Origin of the sequence: Pseudomonas sp. ITEM 17296, from assembly GCF_028895205.1 — a bacterium.
GTDB lineage: Bacteria > Pseudomonadota > Gammaproteobacteria > Pseudomonadales > Pseudomonadaceae > Aquipseudomonas > Aquipseudomonas kermanshahensis.
In genome coordinates this window covers 58,443-79,986 of sequence record NZ_WJRS01000021.1, presented here as the reverse complement: position 1 = coordinate 79,986, position 21,544 = coordinate 58,443, and the positions used below count along the sequence as shown (strand labels likewise).

9 protein-coding genes are annotated in these 21,544 nt (G+C 58.4%); 4 read left to right on the top strand and 5 right to left on the bottom strand.

All coding sequences use genetic code 11. The annotated features are described in order from the left end of the window. Nucleotides 1-24: 24 nt before the first annotated feature. Genes GIB19_RS20870 through GIB19_RS20850 form a run of 5 tightly spaced genes read right to left on the bottom strand, consistent with a single transcriptional unit; the run spans nt 25 to nt 10,245 of the window. The gene (locus tag GIB19_RS20870; protein ID WP_099428611.1) at nt 25-519 is read right to left on the bottom strand and encodes a hypothetical protein; all 495 of its coding nucleotides are present in this window, start codon (nt 517-519) and stop codon (nt 25-27) included. Then, nucleotides 509-3,415 carry a hypothetical protein gene (locus GIB19_RS20865; protein WP_099428610.1) on the bottom strand — a complete coding sequence of 969 codons (2,907 nt, stop codon included), beginning with the start codon at nt 3,413-3,415 and terminating at the stop codon, nt 509-511. Before GIB19_RS20865 ends, GIB19_RS20870 begins: the two co-directional genes overlap by 11 nt. Nucleotides 3,416-3,419: 4 nt before the next feature. After that, nucleotides 3,420-5,849, bottom strand: a complete 2,430-nt coding sequence (locus GIB19_RS20860) for a hypothetical protein (protein ID WP_099428609.1) — start codon at nt 5,847-5,849, stop codon at nt 3,420-3,422. Between the two features lie 59 nt (nt 5,850-5,908). Continuing rightward, entirely contained in the window at nt 5,909-8,404 is a 2,496-nt protein-coding gene (locus tag GIB19_RS20855; protein ID WP_099428608.1) for a hypothetical protein, read from the bottom strand. 26 nt (nt 8,405-8,430) lie between these two features. Beyond that, nucleotides 8,431-10,245 (bottom strand): hypothetical protein, encoded by a 1,815-nt coding sequence (locus GIB19_RS20850; protein WP_099428607.1) that lies wholly within the window; start codon nt 10,243-10,245, stop codon nt 8,431-8,433. Between the two features lie 191 nt (nt 10,246-10,436). Here GIB19_RS20850 and GIB19_RS20845 point away from each other — a divergent pair, with 191 nt between their 5' ends. The 4 genes from GIB19_RS20845 (at nt 10,437) to GIB19_RS20830 (ending at nt 21,510) form a co-directional block, all read left to right on the top strand. Next, nucleotides 10,437-15,302, top strand: a complete 4,866-nt coding sequence (locus GIB19_RS20845) for an RHS repeat-associated core domain-containing protein (protein ID WP_274887849.1) — start codon at nt 10,437-10,439, stop codon at nt 15,300-15,302. A gap of 254 nt (nt 15,303-15,556) precedes the next feature. Further along, nucleotides 15,557-17,563 carry a hypothetical protein gene (locus GIB19_RS20840; RefSeq protein ID WP_274887848.1) on the top strand — a complete coding sequence of 669 codons (2,007 nt, stop codon included), beginning with the start codon at nt 15,557-15,559 and terminating at the stop codon, nt 17,561-17,563. A 182-nt stretch (nt 17,564-17,745) separates the two neighbouring features. Then, nucleotides 17,746-19,926 carry an autotransporter outer membrane beta-barrel domain-containing protein gene (locus GIB19_RS20835; protein WP_225876687.1) on the top strand — a complete coding sequence of 727 codons (2,181 nt, stop codon included), beginning with the start codon at nt 17,746-17,748 and terminating at the stop codon, nt 19,924-19,926. Nucleotides 19,927-19,989: 63 nt separating this feature from the next. Beyond that, complete coding sequence (locus tag GIB19_RS20830; protein WP_274887847.1) at nt 19,990-21,510, top strand: hypothetical protein; 1,521 nt, start codon at nt 19,990-19,992, stop codon at nt 21,508-21,510. Nucleotides 21,511-21,544 lie beyond the last annotated feature (34 nt).

Genomic DNA, 21,544 nt, shown 5'->3' with positions numbered 1-21,544 from the left:
CAAGCCATAATCAAACTTCTTTATTCACTTCCGAGGAGAACGAATAACCGCACAGGACAACTTTCCCGCAATAGTTCCGTGATCATACTCACCCGTCGTCCTCATGACACCCGGCACGATAATTGTATCGACAGCATCCTTGAGCTTACGAATATCAAACCAAAGCGAAGAGGTGGGATGCTTGATTGCGCGAACATCGAACCACCAATCCCCGCTGTAAGAACATGACCTCTCAGAGATCAGTGTCACAATGGTACTGGAGGGGACGTTTTCGAATTTAACGTATGTCGCCACGTCGTTGCCACAGCCGTCCATCTTGAACTGCTTGGCATCCGCCCCTGCAGCCGGCACGGTTACAGAACATTGTTTGCCGCCAGGGTGTTGATCGCCATCCATCCTTTGCGCGAACTTTATGATTGCTGCGGCCTGCGTTTCACTTGCCTGCACCGTTTGCCCAACACCGCCGCCAATAAGAAGGCCCGCAAACAGCATGCTTAACACGTGAGCATTAGTTTTCATCACAACCCCCTGCACTTCGGTCAGTCAAGCGAATCGTCGTAACGTCTTCTGCACGTGGACGTGAAGGCACGCTGTGCACCAGCACATTCCGGTCACCAATGGTGTCGGCCGGCAGATAATCAATTTGAATCAGGTGCAGGTTGCCCCGTGCGTCACGTAACTGCACACGCAACGGCTTGGTCATCTTGGCAAATGCGTCAAGATCACGTGCATCGCTTAATGAGCGATTCCAATTGCGGAAGTTCGCAATCACCAGCAATCCGGCCTCATATTCCGTCGCCACCGGCCGCTCGAAGTCCAGTCGCCCCAACACCGCTGCCATGCCACCGTCGAAAGACACTTTCTGCGGTTCCGCCACCCCCTGGTTCTGGAACAAATACCCCGTGTAACTGTGGAACACTTCGTTACCCGCGCTGCTTTCCCAGCGAACCATTGAAGTATTGACGTCGCGCTCCCTGTCACTTTGCCGAGCCTTTACAAACTCGGCGGTATAGAACGTTCCCGCCTTGTAATCCAGCATCCAGTAATCGTCGGTGACCGGGTACTTATCGAAATCTTCATGTTCCGGGTCCGCCCCACCCAAGTCCCCGCCCCCGCCCGCCACGCGCTTGCGAATGAAGGTGTAATCACTGGATTTGTAAGGCTGCGGTGTGCGGACCTGAACTTCAATGGTGGCATTGGTGTGTGAAGTGTCATTGGAGTAGAACCACTCGCCACTCGCGGCCTGAAAGCCCGCGTAAAACACCTGCGAACTGGATGTTCCACGCCGCTGTAGGTAGAAGATCTGCCTGATGGTGCGGTTTTCCGGCACCCGTTCGGTAACAGGCTGCGCTGCTGTCTCGACAGCCACGGGGCTGGTTTCGTTGCCCAGCAAAAAAATGTTTCTTTTCAAGCTGGTGCGCCAGACACTTCCGTAAACAGAACCAATGCCTTCCTCGTTGTCACACAGGCTGGGGATTTTCTGTCCCGCCCGATCGAACAGCGTCATTGACGCGATTTCTGCCGGGCTGAGTTTGTAATCCTTGCCATCCACCTGTTCGGTTTCCACGGTAACTTCCACCTCCAGCTGCTGATAGCCGTTGGAGTCAATCATCCCGCGTGTGCCCTGGCTGCTCTTGCCGACGGTGATGTCGAACCGTTGCAGCGACTTCCAACTGGCCTGCGCCTGCAGTGCGGACGTTTTCAGCACGCTGTAGCCTGTGGCGAATACCACACCGTTGCGCACCACTTCACAGGCCACCACATTGCTTTGCGGTTTGTGCTGCGCCGATGCGGTGAACTGACCCGATGGCGTCACGCTGCCAGCGCCGCCCAACACCCGCCAACGTCTGGGTTCATTAGGCATAATGCGTTGGACGTCGTTCAGCTGGATACTGCCACCATAAGCGAGCTTCGGCACGAAAGGGGGTGCGAGCGTCACCAGTGGCTGGCTATTCACCATGATCAGCGCAGCGTTCCTCTGCTCACTCGCCGCGGCCTGTACCTGCTGCACAGTCAGGATCCGTCTCAATGCTCTACGATGAGGGGAAAACCGCGCATGCCTGTCGCCAAGGGTCGCCAACTCACCCATAGGTGGCTCAAGCAGTTCCCAGCCGACGGGCTCTTCACCCGCATTCCATACGTCCACCCCCGCTGCATGACGTGCAGGGCGGAAAGCAACGGCACTGGGCGTTACCAACAAGCCCTCGAATGTAACCAAGAGACGGGCTGCAGCGCTGTAAGTGTTGTCGCCCTCGTCGTACTCAGCGATAACGATGATGGTCTGGATCTCCTCCGCCATGTCTTCCTGGGAGGGGGCGGTGTACAGGCCATTGTTATCGATTTTGCCGTGGCCTTCCGGGGTACTGCTTTGTGGGCTAACTGCGCTCCAACGCGAAGCGCTGAGCGGCTTGCCCTCGCCGTCGTGCAGCACGAACTGCTGCTGATTGCCTGCAGCTATCACTGCTCGCTGCGCCGGCTCAACCGTCAAGCTCGTGCGCAGCGGATCGATATTGCCAAACACGGCCCGGTCCAGCGGTGCATGATCTTCTTTTTTTACAAACGCATTGAGCTCGGGGAACAACAGGCTTGCGAGCAACTCCAGGCCCTCGTCGGACGCATGGCCGAGCATGTCTTTGTTCAGTACAAGCGTCGCCGAGTAGTCGCCATCGGGCAGCAGGTACGGAAAACTGTCATCAGGTGACTGCCCGTCAACTGTGTTGTCACGCAGACGAATGAATACCAGTACCGCCCCATCCCCTTGATTGCTCGCACCACGCACGCGTGCACCTGGGGCAGCCTGGGTACGCAGAATGAAACGCTTGGGTGTCAGCGGTTCGTACCCTTCGAAGTCCACCGTTCCAAGATCGAACATTGCGCAACGGGCAGGCCTTTCGTGCATCCAGCTTTCCAGTGCCTTGATAAGCACCTCGTTAAAGTTTTCATCCTCCTCCAGCAGGTTGGTCCTGAAAGACGCACCTTTGGCCAGATTCAACGTAACTCGGCCATAGGGATCTACCTCACCGAGTACCGTTTCGAGGTCTACCTCCATTTTCAGCCAATACCCCGCTGCCTCAGTAATCTTGATATCGCTGATCAAAGCCCCAGTAGTAATGACCGTACCTTTGATAATGTTCATGGCCACCGTGGCTTTGGCGTCGCTCATCGATGCGCTGTCGAAAGACAGCAACGGCGAACCAAACTCCAGACCTTGTAATCTCAGAGAGTCACCCACGCCCTGCCCTGGCAGCGAGTCACTGTAGGGCGGCAGGTACGTGTTTTCCTTAAGTCGCGTCAAGTATTGCTGCTCCAGCAAATGGTTCAGCCGCTGGCGACTGTAGGCAGCAACTGCCCCCCAACCCAGCGTCACCGACCCCTTACGCATGTGTGCAAGCAACTGCGCCAATGAATTAGACATGGCATTACCCTCCGAAAGACTGTTGCGAGCGCACGCGCAGGCCTGCCGGACTGGCAGCGCGGCGCGTGGCATCGAAATACTGCGACAAAGGCAGCGTCAGGATCAGGTGGCCTTCAAACACGAAGTCGAACCCTGGTAACACCCACTTGGCCAGGAGCAGCGCGAAAGGCGCACCGGCGTCAGGATCAGGGGGCGTGAAGACGCCAATAGCATCGATCTCGCCTGTGCCCTCAATCGGCAGAGTCCACTCCACGCCTTGCATGACTTGGCCGTTGACCCACCCTTGCAACTGCAAGGCGCCATTGGGCAACTGACGGTCAATTTCAATCATGAGCTCCGGCCTGCGCTGGCGCACCAGCACATGGACCAAGCGCGACTCGCCCGTCTGCGCGTCCTCTACTTTGATCTGGTCGAGCACATAGGTCTGGTTGGCAGCTACCAGGCCACCTGCGGTGTAACTGCACCGCTTGCCCTCTTCGTCGGGCTGCACCGAACCCCGCCCCTCTGCCTCGGGGTCGAGCACCGACCACGTCAAATCCCCCCCCAGCGTGCCAGCCGTGAGGGTCAACTGATCGTCGATGTAACACACGCGAATCAAGGGGTTGACGGTCAATGCAGCGAGCAACACGGTAACCCTGCTCATGCTGCGCTGGCCGGTGAACGGGTCCGTGGCGATGACCCGCGCGCGCACCTGCTGCCCGCCCATTGCATGGGCTGGCGGCGCGCGGTATTCACCCTGAGCATCGATCCGCCCAATATCACCCTGGGCACCGGGCAACGCCTCAAGGCTCCAGACCAGCCCCTCACGCGCGGGTTCGACGGTAAAGGTATGGCGCTTGCCGGGTGCAATCACCACGGGTGGGTCAACAACACGGAAAAATGCAGCGCTGTTCTGGTTCGCGAACAACGCCATACCCGCGGGAAACTCAAAGTGGAAAGGGACGAACCGATGATCAGGGGCCAGCGTCACGCCGTTGCTCACCTGCTCCGGCACCATCGCCGTCAGTTTTTTGGCCAACCCTTCCAGCACTGCTTGCTTGATGACGAAGGCGACGAACGCATTGATCTCTCGTTTCGTCTGCGCTGACAGGCCATCGGGTAGGCCATTGACCGGTGTTACCTCGGCTGCCTGCTCCCAAGGCCACAACACATGGCCCAGCAGCATGCACCCAGCGTCTTCCTCTGGCGTTGCAGGGTTGTCCAAGTGGAACAACGTGCGCAGATCGAACTTGAAGCTCGCTGTATGGGTTTGCCACCAGTTGTCGCGTTTGCTCCTGTAACGCAGTGTCAAGGTACAGAACGACTGCCAATGCTGGCGCACTTCATCGTGGTCGAACTCAATGTTAAGCGGCGACTGGAAAGCGCCTTCGGGCGCCTGTCCGCGGGCGCTCTCAGTGGCGGGAGTGCAGCAACAGCAGCATGCCTGCCCATGCTGGCTGAGGGAACGGTTGCCCCCTGCGGCGTCTGAAGGCGCAGCCCCCCCCACCGGAATAACGAACTCATCGCACTCGAACTGGTAATCGTTGCTCTCATAGGTACTGGAGTGAACACGCAACTGACCGGCCTTGGCGTCCATACGCGCTAGCGTTTTATCCGCGTCCAGGTGCGACTCGAACACCCCGCCTTCAAGCATCTCTTCAAGCCCTGTAGCGTAAGCAGCCCTGTGCAACAAGCGCGAAGACAGCAGCAGGGTGGAGGTGACCGGTTGCGCCAGATCATCCGGCAGCAGGAAAGGGTAATTGTTCTGCTCGGTAGGGAAGTTGCCCAACGGGCCATTTTCCAGGCCTGCGAACACCACCATCGCCGCTTTGCCGTCTAATTTGCTGACATGTGTACGGACCGCACTGTCACGCACCTGCAGGTACGGATTGCCAGCCAGCGCCTGGAAGTCCACCAACGGATATACTCGACGGGCGATATCCAGCCCACTGACGAAGTCTTTGAAAAAGCGCCCGGCAGCCAGCCGCTGGGGCAATCCACCGCCCAGGTCAAGCTCAGTCTCCACACCCTCTTTCAAGTCGGCCTGCACACCTTGCGAGTTGGCTGTCAATGCCAGCTCTTGCTTGACCTGCAACGGATCCAGCTGGTCGTGCATCGCCACGCCGAGAAGGCCGTCGGCCTTGTCCATGATAAAGTGCATGCCGCCTTCCAGTGCGATGGTTTGCCGCACGTTGGGTGATGCATACGCCGCCTCGATATCCCCTAACCGTGGCGGCCCCATGCGGTAGCCAGTCAGTACGTGGGTAACACCGCTACCCGGCACAGCGATTTCGCCTTCAAGATCGCCCAGCGCGCTGCTCTCGCGACTGTAGTGCGCCAGTTCCACAAGGTCGTTGGCCTGCTCGGGACGCATGGCGAACGTGAGGTCCCAGTTCAAATGGCTGGGGTGCTGCTTCATCCATGCCAGGATGACTGACAGATAGTTACTAGACATGATATGGCCCTGTTCAACTGATGTGCTGTAAGGCATTCGTGTGTTTGAACGCTGCTCAGTTACCGGCGTGTGACACGCTCTGCGGCCTGTTCAAGTGTCTGATAGGCAGCGATGTGCTCGCCCAGAGGCAGCGGCAATACGATGAAACCGTCGAAGGTGAACGGGAAACCGGGCATCGGCTCCCAGTAGGCACGCACCACACAGAACGGAGCAGTGCTGGACCCGACTGACTGGTAATAGGGTTTACCTTCGCCGTCTATTCCGACCGTGCCAGGGCCATGGAGCACGGTCAGCTCGCTCACCCCAACGTTGCCACCTGCACTGATGGACAGCCAAACCCTGCCCAGGCTCGCATCGCGCTTGTCCACAAGCACGTCAGAGGGGCGCGTTTGAGTCATCTGGGTAATGATGCACAGGCTGCGACGCTCACCGGAGACGCTGTTGCTGACCTCTACCTCCTCAACCACAAATGACTTGCCCTGCAGGTTTGGGCCAGGCATGTAGGTGTTGGTGGCACCGAATGCATGAGCGAGGGAGCCATGAGGTTGCGCGCCCAGAATTCTCCAGTTCAATTCGCCCTCGGACACATGACCGGCCTTGAGGGTCACCCCTTCATCCCCAACCTGGCAAAGCTCCACCAGTGGGCTCACACTGAGCGCGTTTTTCACCACAGTGACCAACGCGGAACTGGAGAAACCTGTGGCTGGCGCGGTGGCGGTGATGCGCACACGGGTAAAGTCACCTCGGATACCACTGGCACCGGGAGCCAGGTAAAGCCCATTAGTAACGCGGTCGAAATTGCCCGCATCGTCAGCAGAGCCTTCCACTGACTCGACGGACCACTCGATCCTCTGTTGCGCAGGCACGACAGAGAGCTGTAGCTTGTCCCCCTGGAGCATGACTTTTTCGAGTGGCGAGACGGTAAACGTAGTCAATTTCGGGTTGACGCTACCGAAGCTCACCACGTCGCGAGGCAAGTAAAGATCGCGCCCCGCAATGGCACCGCCGAAGTTAAGCTGGATCGTTTTCTCTACCACCTCATTCATATACAAATCGGTGGCAAGGTCTTTTGCGAGTGCGGCCCGCAACAGAGGGATAGACGTGCCACGTACAACACTTTCCACTGCCGCGTACACACTTTTCCTCATCCAAACAGCGTGCGCTACACTGGTACCAAATTGATTACCCTCCACCGGAGGCACTGGCCAGCCTCTCTCAAGATTATACAAATCCCACGTATTCGGAAAATCAATGTTGATGCCTGCCAACTTCAACATACCGCCTTGCTGATCATCAATGTTCCAAGTAATTTTTATAATTAATCGAGACTCCGCCGACCACCCCCCCAGCATAAAACTCGGGTGCGTTCCTGGGTTCCAAGGGTCCGCATACCCCCAAGAATCCCAATACCGGGTTACCTCAACATCCAGCCAAGCCGTTTTATCAAACTCCAAGACCGCCTGACCATTAGCAATATGAATTTTCAGATTTCCCGCCAACGGCATCGTCCCCGCTGGCACCCGCATATTCATCTCACTGAAAAACCACCCATAACCGCTATCGGCGTAGTCACCTTCAAAAAATGCGCTATCGGCCCCACCTGAAAACTTTAGTTGCCCATCCGTGAACGTTGCGGTTGCTGCCGCGCCATCATTCGCGTACTCAACGTTGAATTCTGCCGCCTCGAAAAGGGTCCGCGGCATATTCCGAAGAATAGTTGCGAGCGCAACCCTATTTTTCCCGAACATCACCGCCGCGGAATATTCACTGCTGTCGCCAGGTATCAAATAACGATAGTCTTTCCCAGGTGTAGAATCTTGTTCGCTACGGCCACCGACCATGCGAATCGTCCCCAGCAACGCCCCGTCCGTATCAGCATCCCCCTCGATATCCATCGGCGAACTCGTTACCGAAGGATTGCGCTGGGTATACAATTGAAACGACTCCGGCCGCAGCAAGTCATCATCACCGTGCTCGATATGCCCCAGTGACCAGACGCGTTTTTCATCCGGCAACGCTTTGAACCACTCTTTAAAAAAGTCGCCACCCAACTCTCGAATACGCCTGGAATCGGAAAACGTCATGACAAAATCGTCACTATTGCGCAGGTCCAAGGTCAACGCGCCGCCGTCATCGACATGCCCCGGCACCTCACTCAACTGCAGATTCAAACGCAACTCTGGGCCCACCAAAGGTTCGATCCGATCAATACGCTGGGGGTACCAGTTGGCGCCAGCCTGCTTCAACCCTACCTGATTGCCGCCCACCATCTTCATACGCAGGCTGGCGCGGGAGCTGGTAATATCGGTGTTATCGAAAGACAGCCTAGGGTGATCCAGAATAAAATTCTGCATGAACACCTTGTAACCATTGTCTGCCTCGGTCTCACCATTCACCGGCGGCAGGTACGAACTGGTCTTGAAGCGCCTGATATACTCTTGAGTCAGCAGCCTGTCTGCCTTGGCTTTATCAATTGCAAAAACAGAGTCATTGCCCAGCAGTCGATCACCCGTCTCCAACCACTTCAGCAAGCTCGCCTTGGAATTAGTCGACATGATTCACCTCACGCAAGAGTTGGATTTCAAGCAATCAATTCGATATCGACGGAACGAAAGTTCCGCCAGGTGTCGCCATCATCAAAACTGGCAGACACCGTCAACCTGAACTTTCTGTTCAGTTGCAACCCTTGAAGAAATGCTTTGGGCAAGTACGCCTCGACACGGCCATCGTAATACTCGTCAGCACTCACCTCGGTTGAGCGCGGGCGCAGGATATGCTTGGCACTTTTACGGCTTTTCGGCACACCTTCGGCTTCGATCCCCAGCAGCTGCCCTTCTGCCATGAATGCCCATGCCCCCAAAGTGCAAAGCGCGCCGCCAGACGGCACTATGCCCAACGACAGTTGCTCGTTCTCAACCCCCGCCACCTGTATGAGCGGGTAGCTCTGCTGGCCGTAATCGGCCACCTTCAGGTCGAATTTCTGTGAGCTGCGGGGCAATTCGCCAGTTTTGGTAACGGTGTAATAGACATCAAGGCGCCTGCCCATGTTGGCGGCGATGGCCGTTCGCGGCACCCTGAACAGGCGCAGGTCACCAGAGACGGGCTGTGGCACGATGACCGAGCCCGTGCTGCCATGCCCCTCCCAGTGCACACTGACCTGCGGTGCCGGCAACTCCCCCTCACCCAACTCTGCATCCGCCGGAATACGCACTTCGGCGCCGCCATTGAGGTTACGCGGGTGGACAGTGCCCTGATGCGGCTCATCGTTCCATTCCTGCACGGCATCTTTGATGACGGGCAGTGGCAGGTTCATGGGGCGCTGCAAGGCCACGGTCAGCCCCTCCGAGCGCTTTTGTGCCCCAGGGCGTCCGTACTCATAGCTGAAGGTAATTTGCTTGCCACGGTTGACCTCGCTCTGCAGCCACGCACGGTCCAGATGAAACGCCAGGTGTTGGCTGTCGAGCGAACTGACATCTGCTCGCACGCTGCGCAGGCTCACCTCCGGGCCTTCTACATAGAGCATCAGGGAATCGCCCAGGCGTAGGTCTGGGTAAGGCTCGGCCAGCAGCCAGATACCGTCCTTATAAGCATCGCCATCGGGGTCGAGCGTGTCTCCTACATGCCCCGGAATACTGGGCGCCGCCAGCAGAGGCGTGGCAGGAGGGTCACTTGGATCGGGCCAGACAATGTCGAAACGTTGCTCAGGCGAACGGCTTACCGAGCCACCGGTATATTCGATGCGGTAGCGCAAAACCCCGAAGCCGAACATGTAGTTTTCGACATCACCACGTTCCAAGTGCCAAAGCAACGGCTGGCCGAGGTCAGCGTTGCTGACTTCATGCAGCAATTCGATCGGTTCGCCAGGCATGAACTCGCCGTAATAAGGCTCCCACACCAGGAATACCTTGTCCCCTTCAGCCATGGAGACATACGGCGGAGTCGCCAGTTGCAGGCCCTCATCCTTGAGTTGAGTAACATCAATGATCAAGTCATGGGCACCCTGCAGGTGCGCGACCGGCAAGGCCCACAGGCCGTCGGCCATTCGGTTAATGTAAAAGTGCCTGCGCTTCGACTCCACCACAAAAATGCCGTTGCTATCAGGAAGTTGGAACGAATAGAACACCGTACCGCCTCGCAACTTCGAAAGGCGATTGAATTCGATCGGGAACAGCCAGCGCTGTTGAGCGTCAAGTACATCCACCTCATAAGCACTGAAAATATCATCAACAGAGCCATCTTCCATCAGGCCACGCCAGTTGATCTTCACGTAATCTCCCGCAGTGATACCGCTGTAGGTTATCCAGGTATCCAATGGGCCTGATGCCAGCGCATCCAGATCAACCGAATTTGTCCTCACGTCGAGGTGCGCAACGTCCGGCATATCTGGCGTATTCATGAAAGTGTCCTCTGTGGCCAATAACCAATCATGGGAATTGGCGACAGGTATATCACCCCACTCACGCCCCCACACCTGGCAAAAATGCTAGGTGCCAGCGAGGCATACTTCGACTAGTGTCTGCTCATATTCCGGGCACAACGGTCGTGCGCCCAACCTCTTTCACCACGTGTAAAGCGAGCACTTCCACCATGAGCACGGAATCTTCATTACACTCCAACGCCCTGAACTTCATGAGCTTTATGGAAAGTGGCGTAGACACCCGCACTGGGCAATACACTTTGTCTATCGCGCTGCCGGAACTTGGCGCCAACTACTTCCAAGGCCCGGATGTACCCCTCACAATAACCTTCAACCCGCTCAACATCATCGACTCGGGGTGGGGCAAAGGTTGGAACCTGTTACTGACGCAGTTCACTGAACACAACCAGGTCATCACCACCCATACCGGTGAAACATTCAAAGTTACGGGTACTTCGGGCGATCGCCTGTACATGCCCGAACAAAAACTGCCTCACTTCCATTTCTATCGGGAGCCCGCAGGGCCTGGCGGCAACGCACGTTATCGCGTTGTCCACCGCTCGGGCATGGTGGAAATCCTCGAAGTGATGGGCAGCCTGCTCGGGCGCATCGCCCTGCCCGTCGAGGTGTATTCCCCTACCGGGCACAGGCTCAACTTCGCATACAAACCGTTCAACGCTGCCTACATGATGCTCAGCACGATCACCGACGGGCGTGGGCAGATCTTGTTGGAGGTTGAACGTGCCAATGGCCGCATCGAACTTCGCGAGCGGCCGTATGAGGGCGGTGATGGCCAGCCCGTTGCCCGTTATGTGATGAACCTGGTCAACGGCGACTGGGTGAAGTCTATTGTGCTGCCAACCCCGGAACAGGCCAGCTGGCGCCTGGAATACCGGCAAGTATTGGGCCATCTGTGCCTTGAGAAAATAGAGACGCCGACCGGTGCGCGCGAGTACTTGCAATACCGCGACGGCGGCCACCTGTTCCCTGCCGGCAGCCGTCGCGACCCGTTGCCCCGTGTCACCCGTCACATCGTCGAACCCGGCCTGGGGCAACCCTCGTTTATGAGTGACTATACCTACCCAAACTCAGCCAACTTCCTGGGCCACGGCATTCAGGTACCCTGGGCCGACGATGGCAGAGATAACCTCTACAAGCACACGGGTAATTATGAATACAAGTCTGTGGAGACGCTGTGTGACGCCGATGCCAAGCCCCTGCGCAGCATCACCCGCACCTTCAACCGTTTTCACCTGTTGACCTCGACCAGGACCGTCCAGAACGAAAGCGTTCACGAGGCCAGCACCACCTACAACCTCCGGGATGTGCCGTTCGACCAGCAACCGCCCACCCTGCAACTGCCCATCAAAGAGCAGACACGCTGGTCGAAGACCTATGACGTGACACGCAGCCGCCTGGAAACCGTCGAGACAACCTACGACACCCACGGCAACGTGACCCTGCGCAAGCTCGCCAACGGCGTGACCGAAACCAGTACCTGGTATAGCACCGAGGAGCAGGATGGCTACCCAGGCGACGCCAATGGTTTTGTTCGTCACCTCAAAAGTAAAACGACCACCCCTGCCAGCACTGGCAAGGGGGCGGCCCCTACCCTCACTCACCACTACCGATACAGCGCTCTGCCACCCCTGGCAGGTAATGCCACAAAGCTCAATCCCATGGTGGTCGAGCATAGCGAAACGCTGGTGCAACAGGGTAACGAAGCGCAACCGCTGGAGCACACCACATACAGTTACATAGACGCACCCAGCGCCAGCTTGCTGCATGGCCGGCGCTATCAGCAGGTCGTCAAGCGCAACAAGCTCGAGACCACAACCCAGTATCAGTTCACAGCGATGGTCGACCCGCTCAGCCTGCACCCGACCCTGCAAACCATCGAAACCCTGATCGGTTATGACGGCACAACGCAATCAACCCTACAGCGACGCTCGTTACTGCTTGGCGAAACACTCTTCGAGCGTGATCAAAGCGGCGTTGAAACCCAGCGTGACTTCGATGTTCTGCGCCGTACCACCTGTGAAAAGGTATCGCCCGGAACACGCTATGAAGCCAGCAGGCATTACGTTTACTCCCTCTGCGCGGCCAACGGCGACATTGCCAGCCAGCAGGTGAAAAACGCGCGAGGGGTCAGCACGCTGACCGAACTGGACGGCCTGGGCAGGCCTGTTACCGAGAAACGGGACAATGTGCTTGAGGCACGCCCAGGTATGTTCTTCGAAATATCAGCCTTCAAGCATGACGCCTTCGGCAACAGAGTTGAAACAACCAGCACAGATTGGCTGCAAGGCAGCAAGTCGCTGACCCTGACGACCCGCTTCCAATACGATGACTGGGGCGAGCAGAGCTGCACCATAGGCCCGGATGGTGTTGAAGAGCACAACGTACTTTGCCCCATCGGCACGCCCACCCACAAAGGCCCCATCCGTCGCACCTGGCGCGAAGGTGGCGAGCTGAAAACACGTAATGTAGTGGTTTCACGGCACGGCAAAAAAGCCAAGTTCACCCAAAAAGCGCGCGCGGTCAGCGCCCGGACCGAAACCTGGCTGAACCTGTTCGACAAGCCGGTGCTGCGCAAGCGCCTGAACGCGCTGGGCGAGCTGCTCGCCGAGCGCAGTTACCGCTACGACGGCCTGGGGCGAACGCTCGAAGAAAAGGACGAGCGCGGCCATTCCACCACGTTCAGTTACGACGCCTGGGGCCGCATGCTCGGCACTCACTTGCCCGACAACACCCAGCTCACGCGCACCTATGCCGCACATGCTTCCGACGACTTACCGGCTAGCCTTGTGGTGAAACCGGCCAACGTCCTGCAGCCCGCTCGGCAAATTGGCGCGCAATACCATGACGGGCTCAACCGGCTGATGGGTGCCACCACCGGTAACCGTACCGAGTATTTCCTGTTCCGTGATGGCGAACCGATGCCCCGTCAGCGCATCAGCCCTGCCGGTGAAACCCTCGAACTGGACTACAACTTGCAACTGACCAACGAACCCATCAGCAGTGATGCGCCGGACGATCGCGCCAGCTTCAACTATCACGACTCCAGCGCGCGGCTGCTGAGCTGCAACAACAGACAAGGCAAACGGCGCTTCGACTACAACATCGCCAACCAGTTGGTCGCAGAGCACTGGGATGACAACGGCAGCGGTAAAACCTGGAGCAGAACGCACCTCAGCACGCTTCACGACCGGCTCATGACAACCACTGAAGCCAATGGCGTGAAGACCGAGCACAGCTATGACGACGCCACTGGCCGCCTTGCGTCTACCCGCCAGGGGCTAATGCAGGCTAGCTTTACCTACGATGATCTGGGCCTTGTATCGCATATCAGCAGCCATGACCTGAGCACCGGTAACGTGGTGGAAACCGCAATCACGTACGACGATCAGGACCGCGAGGACAAGCGTACCTGGCGCCAGGCCGGGCATGCCGAACGCACCCAGGAGCAGGTCTGGGGCGATGATGACCTGCTGCAGAGCCGGCATTTGAAAGCCGCCGCGGTGTCGTTGTTGCAAGAGGACTTCGGGTACGACAAGCGCTCGCGCCTTGTCACCCACACCTGTACTGGCCTTGAGCTGCCCCAAGACCCGCAAGGCCGCAGCATAACGCGGCAGACATTCACGTTCGATGCCTACGACAACATCAGCGTAACCCTCACAATGTTCGCCGGCGGGCCTCGCCCTGAGCAGGCAAGGTTCACCTATGCCGAAAGCGACCCGTGCCAGCTACAACGCGTCGAGTACAACCCACCGCGTACGGAGCCCAACCCCCGCTTGACCTACGACAAAAATGGCAACCTGACCCGCGACGAGCGCGGCCGCCCGGCCCGTTACGACAGCCAGAACCGGCTGCTTGGCCTCAACCAGGCGGGTGACCTCGACAGCTACGGCCACGACGCCAACGGCCTGTTGATCACCGCCCTGCAAGCGGGCAAGCCGACCCTGCTGCTGCATGACGGCCTGCAGTTGCGCATGGCCGTGCGTGATGGCCTGGAAACACTGTTCCTGCACCAGGGCGAGCAGCCGCTGGGCCAACAGCAATCTGGCGTTGGCGCGCAACCACCCGTGCTGCTGCATACCAGCGCCAGCCACAGCGTGGTTGCCGAAAGCCAGGCAGGCAGCCTGGGCGCCATCCGCTACTCGGCGTACGGCGAGCGCCACACCGACGGCCCTGCTCACAGCGCGCTGGGCTACAACGGGGAAGCACTCGACCCGGACAGTGGCTGGTACCTGCTGGGCAATGGCTACCGCGCCTACAACCCTGCGCTCATGCGCTTCAACAGCCCAGATGCGCTCAGCCCGTTCGGTGAAGGGGGATTGAATTACTACGGGTATTGCCAGGGCAACCCGGTGACGTTCCGCGACCCGACCGGGCATTACAGCATCGGTAACACGGGGCAGACCCGGTCGCTGGAGGACCTGGCGAGGAACCAGAGCTCGCGCGGTTTCAGGCCAGATGCCATGTTCTGGACCAGTACAGGGATATCGGCTACCGCGATCCTGTTAGGCCTCGTCGCAGCTGCTGCCTTGTTGGCTCCCCCACTCGCGGCAATCGGCTTAACCGTAGCCACACCAACAATGACATTGAGCGCTGCCATGAATGCAACCGCAACGGCGGTTGGTATGTCCACGACTGCAATGCTCGTAGGCGCAGCTGTGGGGGCTACAGCTGCAGGGCTAGGAACCGCGGGTTTCATTATCAGCACCGAAGCGACATTGTCTGGCAGCCAAGACAGACAAGGAATCGCAGCGGCTCTCGGCATAGCGGCGACAATCGTGGGGTTGCCGCTGATGGTCGCCGGTACTTTCCAGCTTGCCAAAACGGCAGTTAAGGCAATTATGGAAGTTTCGAGGAATGCCCAGGCAACAGCATCTGCCGCAGCCACCGTATCTGCTACACCCGCTGCATTCGCCGCAGTCAACACACACGGGGTCCCCACCGCAATTCCAAGGATCAGCGCAAGTGCCGTGTTTTTGCGGGCCAAGGGTTTTAACATTCCTAGCACACGCCTCTAGAAAATTGTCATTACCGCCGTTGGAAGTGTCGAGTGCTGCCCAGGCATCAGCATCCGCCGTAACGACCCGGAGCGTGTTGCAAACTCCGTATTTTTACGACGAGATTTTATTCGACACGAACTCGCTGGCCTCGGAATTAGAATAAATTGAAGCCGCTAGCAAATAATTCACCGCCAACATCACCCTGAATTTCCCGGCGGTGTTGCACAAGCCACTAACAGCAAAACAAGTACTTGCATCCCCGGAGAGTGACTATGAACAATTCAAAATCAACTTCTCTCAAATTCTTCCGTGCCGAAAAAGCCCGGCGCAACTTTCTGAAACTACAAAACGCACCCTCAACGCCTGCGCTGGCTGACCTCACAAAACCCAACGTCCTGGACATCGTCGATATCAATGACGGCACACTGCACAAAGACGCGCTGAAGAAAAACCTGACCGTACAAATTCCTCAGTGGCATTTTTTGCCGCCGCCCGGTAGCGGCCCTTCAGACTTTTCAACCTTGCAGTTGCAATTCACCTTGACCGGCGCCGAACATACCTTTGTGGCTATTGGCCCTGTAAAAAGATTCGACCCACCCATTGTCCCTGAAGACTTCCCACTTACGCTCGAGTTCCCCCAGGAATCCATTCCACGCAATGGCAAACTCTGGGTGCGCTATGAACTCATAGACCATTTAGGCGACAAATACGTTTCTCTCCCTATCGAGTTGATCTGTGACAGCGTCGCCCCATGGGGGGACGACCCCGCGCCCCCACTCCTGCCGCCCAACGAAATCATCAACGAACGCTATTTGGTCAACCACCCAGAAGGCATCGAGTTGGACTTGCCTGACTACCAGGACCGGGCACCAGGTGACACTTATCATGTCTTCTACCTGAAAGAATGGTCCGAAGAAGATACCGATTATGAAAACCCAGCCGCTGCAGGCGCCGTTACCGACGACCTCAAGGTCATCTTACCGGCAGACTCAGTCCGCCTATTGGGCGATGGCAGGTTCTATATCGTGTACTACCTCTTCGATAAAGCACGCAACCGCAGTCGCATCCGTTTGCCTGCCACGATCGACGTGGTAGTCACGCCAGAGCCTGCCAACCTGCCACGACCGGAAGTGCCTTTGGCCACGAACGATGGCGTGCTGAGCTTGGATGAGGCTCACGCAGGTGTGACCGTCGAAATAGGGCTGTACACCAACCGCAATGACAATGACAAAATCTTGGTGACCTGGGGCTCGACAGTACTTCAGGCAGAACAGGTAGGCACACGTCCAATCCCGATCAAGATTGCCGTCCCAATCCAGGTATTGCGTGACGAATACGGTAAAGCCACCGGGGTAGTGCCCACCAACGTCAGCTACAAAGTGCTGCGCCATCACGCCCCTTATGGGCCGGCAGACGATGACTTCAATGTCGACTTGTCCATCGCCGGCCCCGAACGCCCAGACCCAGACCCAACCTGGCCAGTCAACCCCGCCCTGCTTGCGCCAACGATTACCAGCTTCACAGGACTTGAAAACGAGATTGCACTACCAGACCGTGGCCAAGATGCCACCCTGACGTTCGACGTATACCCCGACGCCGCAAACGGCCAGGTAGTGGACTTCTACTGGAAAGGCACCCTGGTGACCGAGGCTCGCTGGGTGGTAGATCAAGCCACCGGCACCGAAAAGAGCGTCACGATTCCCTGGAGCTATATCGAGCGTGCAGGCAACGACCCGGCACTGCCCGTGCACTACACCGTACGTGCCAGCCTCACAGCAATCAACGAGCAGGAATCGTCCCCTCGGTACGTGCATGTAACGGCTATCGACATGACGCCGGACGATCTTGCGTTCCATGGCCTTACCGACCGAGGCTGGCTGAGCTGCCCGTCGATCTGGGACCCCGTCGACCCCGCCGCAGCCCCGGCAATCAGGGTTTGGGTACCCCCCTGCAGCGGCTTATTCATAGAAGAGGAGACCACCATAACGCTGTCTTGGTTGATGTATAACGAAACTGTGGGCGGTGACCTGATCGCTGGGGTGGAGAAGCAGGAAACCCTGACATTGACCGCAGACCAGATCAGTAACGGCTTCATCTGGAGGGTCGAGCCCTACCTCCAGCATATCCAGCCCATTTTCAAGGCCAACCCCCAAGGTGGGCGCGCGCAGGTGAGTTACGTCATCAACACCATCCCCCCCCGTATATCCAGACCAACCGAGAACAGGATCAGCATGTCCGATCAGAGCACCAACGGTTCTTGCGACTTGACCAGGCCGTGATCCTGCACCAGCAACGGCCTGCATCCAGGGCCGTTGCCTGGTGACGAATTTTCCATCCATTGAGTAGGAGTTTTCCTACATTTTTCGCGGCCAACCGTGACTAACCTCGCGGCTTAACAGATCCGTCCCTCACAAATAAGAGAAGGGTCTTACAGGAAAACATTCACTTTGATGGTGCCCCCATGCCAAGTCGCCCTCCCTTCCCTGCCCGCCGCCGTTCACCAGCGGCCGGGTTTATGCTGTTCGGCCCCCTGCTGTTCGCCACCTCTGCCTGGGGCGAAACCCTGATCAGCGACGATACCCAGCTCGGTGCAGGCAGCACGCTGGATAGCTACCGGGTGATCGGCCCAGCCACCCTTACCGCCGAGGGTGCGACGACCCTGCAGATCGCCGCCGAGGCAGGCTCCACCGTGAACCTGTCCGACAGCCAGGTCACCGCCGAAACCAACGCCAATGGCCTGTCGCTCAGAAGCGCCAGCGCCACCGTGCAACGTACCACCATCAGCAGCAACACCCGCGGCCTTGGCTTGAGCAACGGTTCGACCGCCGTGATCAGCGACAGCGTGGTCGAGGGCGGCGTCCAGGGCGCAACCATCAACGCCAGCACTGCCGAACTGCAACGCAGCGCGCTGAGGGGTACTGATGATGCCAGCGAGGGGGTACGCATGGTGGCGGGCACCCTGACTGCCAAAGAGGGCAGCACCCTCAGTGGTGGCAGCTATGGTGCGCGCATCCTTGAAGACAATGGCCGCGGCGGCTCGACGCTGGTCGTGGACAACAGCCTGGTCGAAGGGCGCAACGGCCCAGCAATCATGGTAGGCCGCGGTGCAGGCTTCGCAGCTTCCGCGCAGATCGACGTGCTCAACGGCGCTACCTTGAGCGGTGGCAACGGCGTATTGCTAGAGGTGGCGGACGACGCTTCCGCCAACCTGCGGGTCAATGACAGCCACTTGCACGGCGATATCGTCGCGGCCGCCGGCGGCACCGCGAACGTGTTGCTGGAGAACCGCGCCACCCTCACGGGCCGCCTGGATAATGTCGCCAGCCTGGGGATCAACAGCGGCGCCGAGTGGGTCCTGATCGAGAACAGCCACACCAGCGACCTCACCCTCAATGAAGGTGCAGTGCGCTTCGGCGGGCCAGGGGACTTCTTCACCCTGTCGGTGGACAAGCTGGCAGGCAACGGCACCTTTATCATGGAGGCAGACTTCAGCACCGCTCAGTCGGACTTCCTCGAGGTGACCGGCACCGCCAGCGGCACTCATCAGCTGCTGATCAGCCCCAGCGGCAATGACCCGCTTGCCGACAACAGCCTGCATGTGGTGCACACCGCCGCGGGCGATGCGCAGTTCTCACTGGCGGGGGGCGCTGTGGACCTGGGTGCGTACTCCTACGACCTGGTGCAACGAGACAGCAACGATTGGTACCTGGACGTAACTACCCGCACGGTCAGCCCAGGCACACAGTCGGTCATGGCACTGGCCAATGTGGCACCCACCATCTGGTATGGCGAGCTGGGCACCTTGCGCAGCCGCATGGGCGAGGTGCGCCGTGACCCGCGCAAGGCCGGTGGCTGGGTACGCACCTACGCCAACCAGTACAACGTTTCGGGCACCTCTGGCGCCGCTTACCAGCAACAGCAGCAAGGGCTGTCGATCGGTACCGACACACCCGTGGCAGCCGGCGACGGTAACTGGCTGGTCGGGGTCACGGCTGGCTACAGCAACTCCGACCTCAACCTCACCCGGGGCTCGTCGGCCAGCGTCGACAGCTACCATGCCGGCGCTTATGCCACCTGGCTGGATCCCGACAGCGGCTACTACTTCGACGCCGTGGCTCGGCTCAACCGGTTCAAGAACCAGGCTGACGTGCGCATGAGCGACGACAGCAAGGCCAAGGGCGATTATGCCGCCCTGGGCGCCGGCGTATCGCTGGAAGTGGGGCGCCAACTGGCCCTGGCAGATGGCTGGTTCGTCGAACCCTTCGCGCAATTGTCCGGGCTTGTGGTGCAAGGCAAGGACTACACCCTGGATAACGGCATGCGTGCCGAAAGCGAACGCACCCGTTCGGTGCTGGGCAAAGTGGGCAGCACCGTCGGGCGCACCTTCACAGCCGGCGAAGGGCGCAGCGTGCAACCTTACCTGCGGGTTGCCGCCGTTCACGAATTCGTCAATGACAACCAGGTGAAAGTGAACGACAACCGCTTCGGCACCGACCTGTCAGGCTCGCGCGGCGAAGTGGGTGTCGGGATGGCAGTCGCCTGGGACGATAAATGGCAAGCACACGCCGACTTCGACTACAGCAACGGCAGCAAGATAGAGCAGCCGTGGGGCGTTAATTTCGGCGTGCGTTACAACTGGTGACAACGAAGGGAAGGCCCAAGCGCCTTCCCTTTTTCATTTATGCATCAGAGGAAGGGAAGGTCGATGACACAGAAAAAAAGCTCCGTTGAAGCGAAATCGTCTACCAGGAAGGCACCTGCCAAGAAAGCGACCGCCAAAGACACAGCCCTCCTCGTACCTCCAAACGTGCCAGAACTGGTGCCCGATATAGAAGGAGGAATACCGAACACGGTGTCGTTCCGGGCAACCTATCTGCCCTTGCGGGTAGAATTCCCCCTGTGGGCTCACTCGAACCCCAGCGTGACGGACGAAGAATATCTATACCTGTACTGGAACGGCGTACTGGTTGAAAAGAAGACCTTCAACCAGGCCATCAAACCTGAAGAACTCTTTATCCTTGTACCCGTTCGCACGATGGTCGAAGGCCCGCACCAATTGCACTACGAGGTCACCATCTTCAATGACACCCATGCGGCTTCGCGGCCGCTGGATATCTACATCGACAAGACCCCCCCCTTGCTGAACCCGGATGACGACAGGCTTGAGTTTTCCGATTACGTCATCCGCCAGGGGGTCACTGAAGATTACCTCGCGGCCAATGGTGACAAGGTAGAAGCCACTGTCCCTCCCATCCTGGGTGCGGAGGTGGGCGACACCGTGAAGTGGTACTGGAGCGACGACCCCGTAGGCCAGCACATGGTCGGCATGATGACACTTGCCAGCGACCACATTGAAACCCTGGGCGCGCAAAGTATCAGCAAACCGGTCACGCTTATCTATCCCGGTGATTTCATTCGCCAGTCCAGGAACGGTACCCGCTTCGCCCGCTATGAAGTGCAGGACCGGGCCGGTACGGCGCCCCAGCGTGCACTGGCACGCTCGCTCAGCTCAGACCCTTCTCCCCCGCCACGCGTGCTACCGCCACCACGCATCAAAGAAGCCAAAGGCAACGAGTACTTCAGCACGCTGGTTCCGAGAGACGCAGTCAATGGCGTGACATTCGTCATCCCGGACGATGCGGACATCAGGCCGAATGAAACCGTCACCGCATTCTGGGGCGAACCAGGAACACTGGGGGGGACCTCCGCCAGCATGCCACCAGGCGTGCGTGAGGTCCGTATCCCACGTGTGCATATCCCGCCGCACATGAACAATCGGGCCGAGTTGCGTTACCAAATCAATAAACCCGATGTGCCGGTCTCTCCCTCACATCATGTTACGGTACGGGCGATCGAAGGCCTACCGATCGTGCAGTGCAGCAAAATCCAGAATGGCGCGATTAACCTGCGCTCAATGGGGGAAAGCGCTACGTTCACATTGGGAGACTGGCAACTCCGGCACACGTCGCAATTCGTCAACGCATGGATTGAAGGGGTGGAGCGCGGCGACGTCTCCAAGGTCATCAGGCTTGCCATCGCCAATGAACTCCCGGTATCCACCGAGGCCGGCATCCTGACACTGGGCGCGGTGAGCAAGACCGACCTGATGAAACTGGCGCTGAACTATCAGTTCCACGTATCGGTAGAGGTCTCGTTCGACGATAAAGTGAGCTGGCTGAAATTCCCCTATGCGGCGGCTACGCTTGAGGACCGGCCGATTTTGTAGTAGACCTTTTAAAAGGTAAAAAAAAACGCCACTC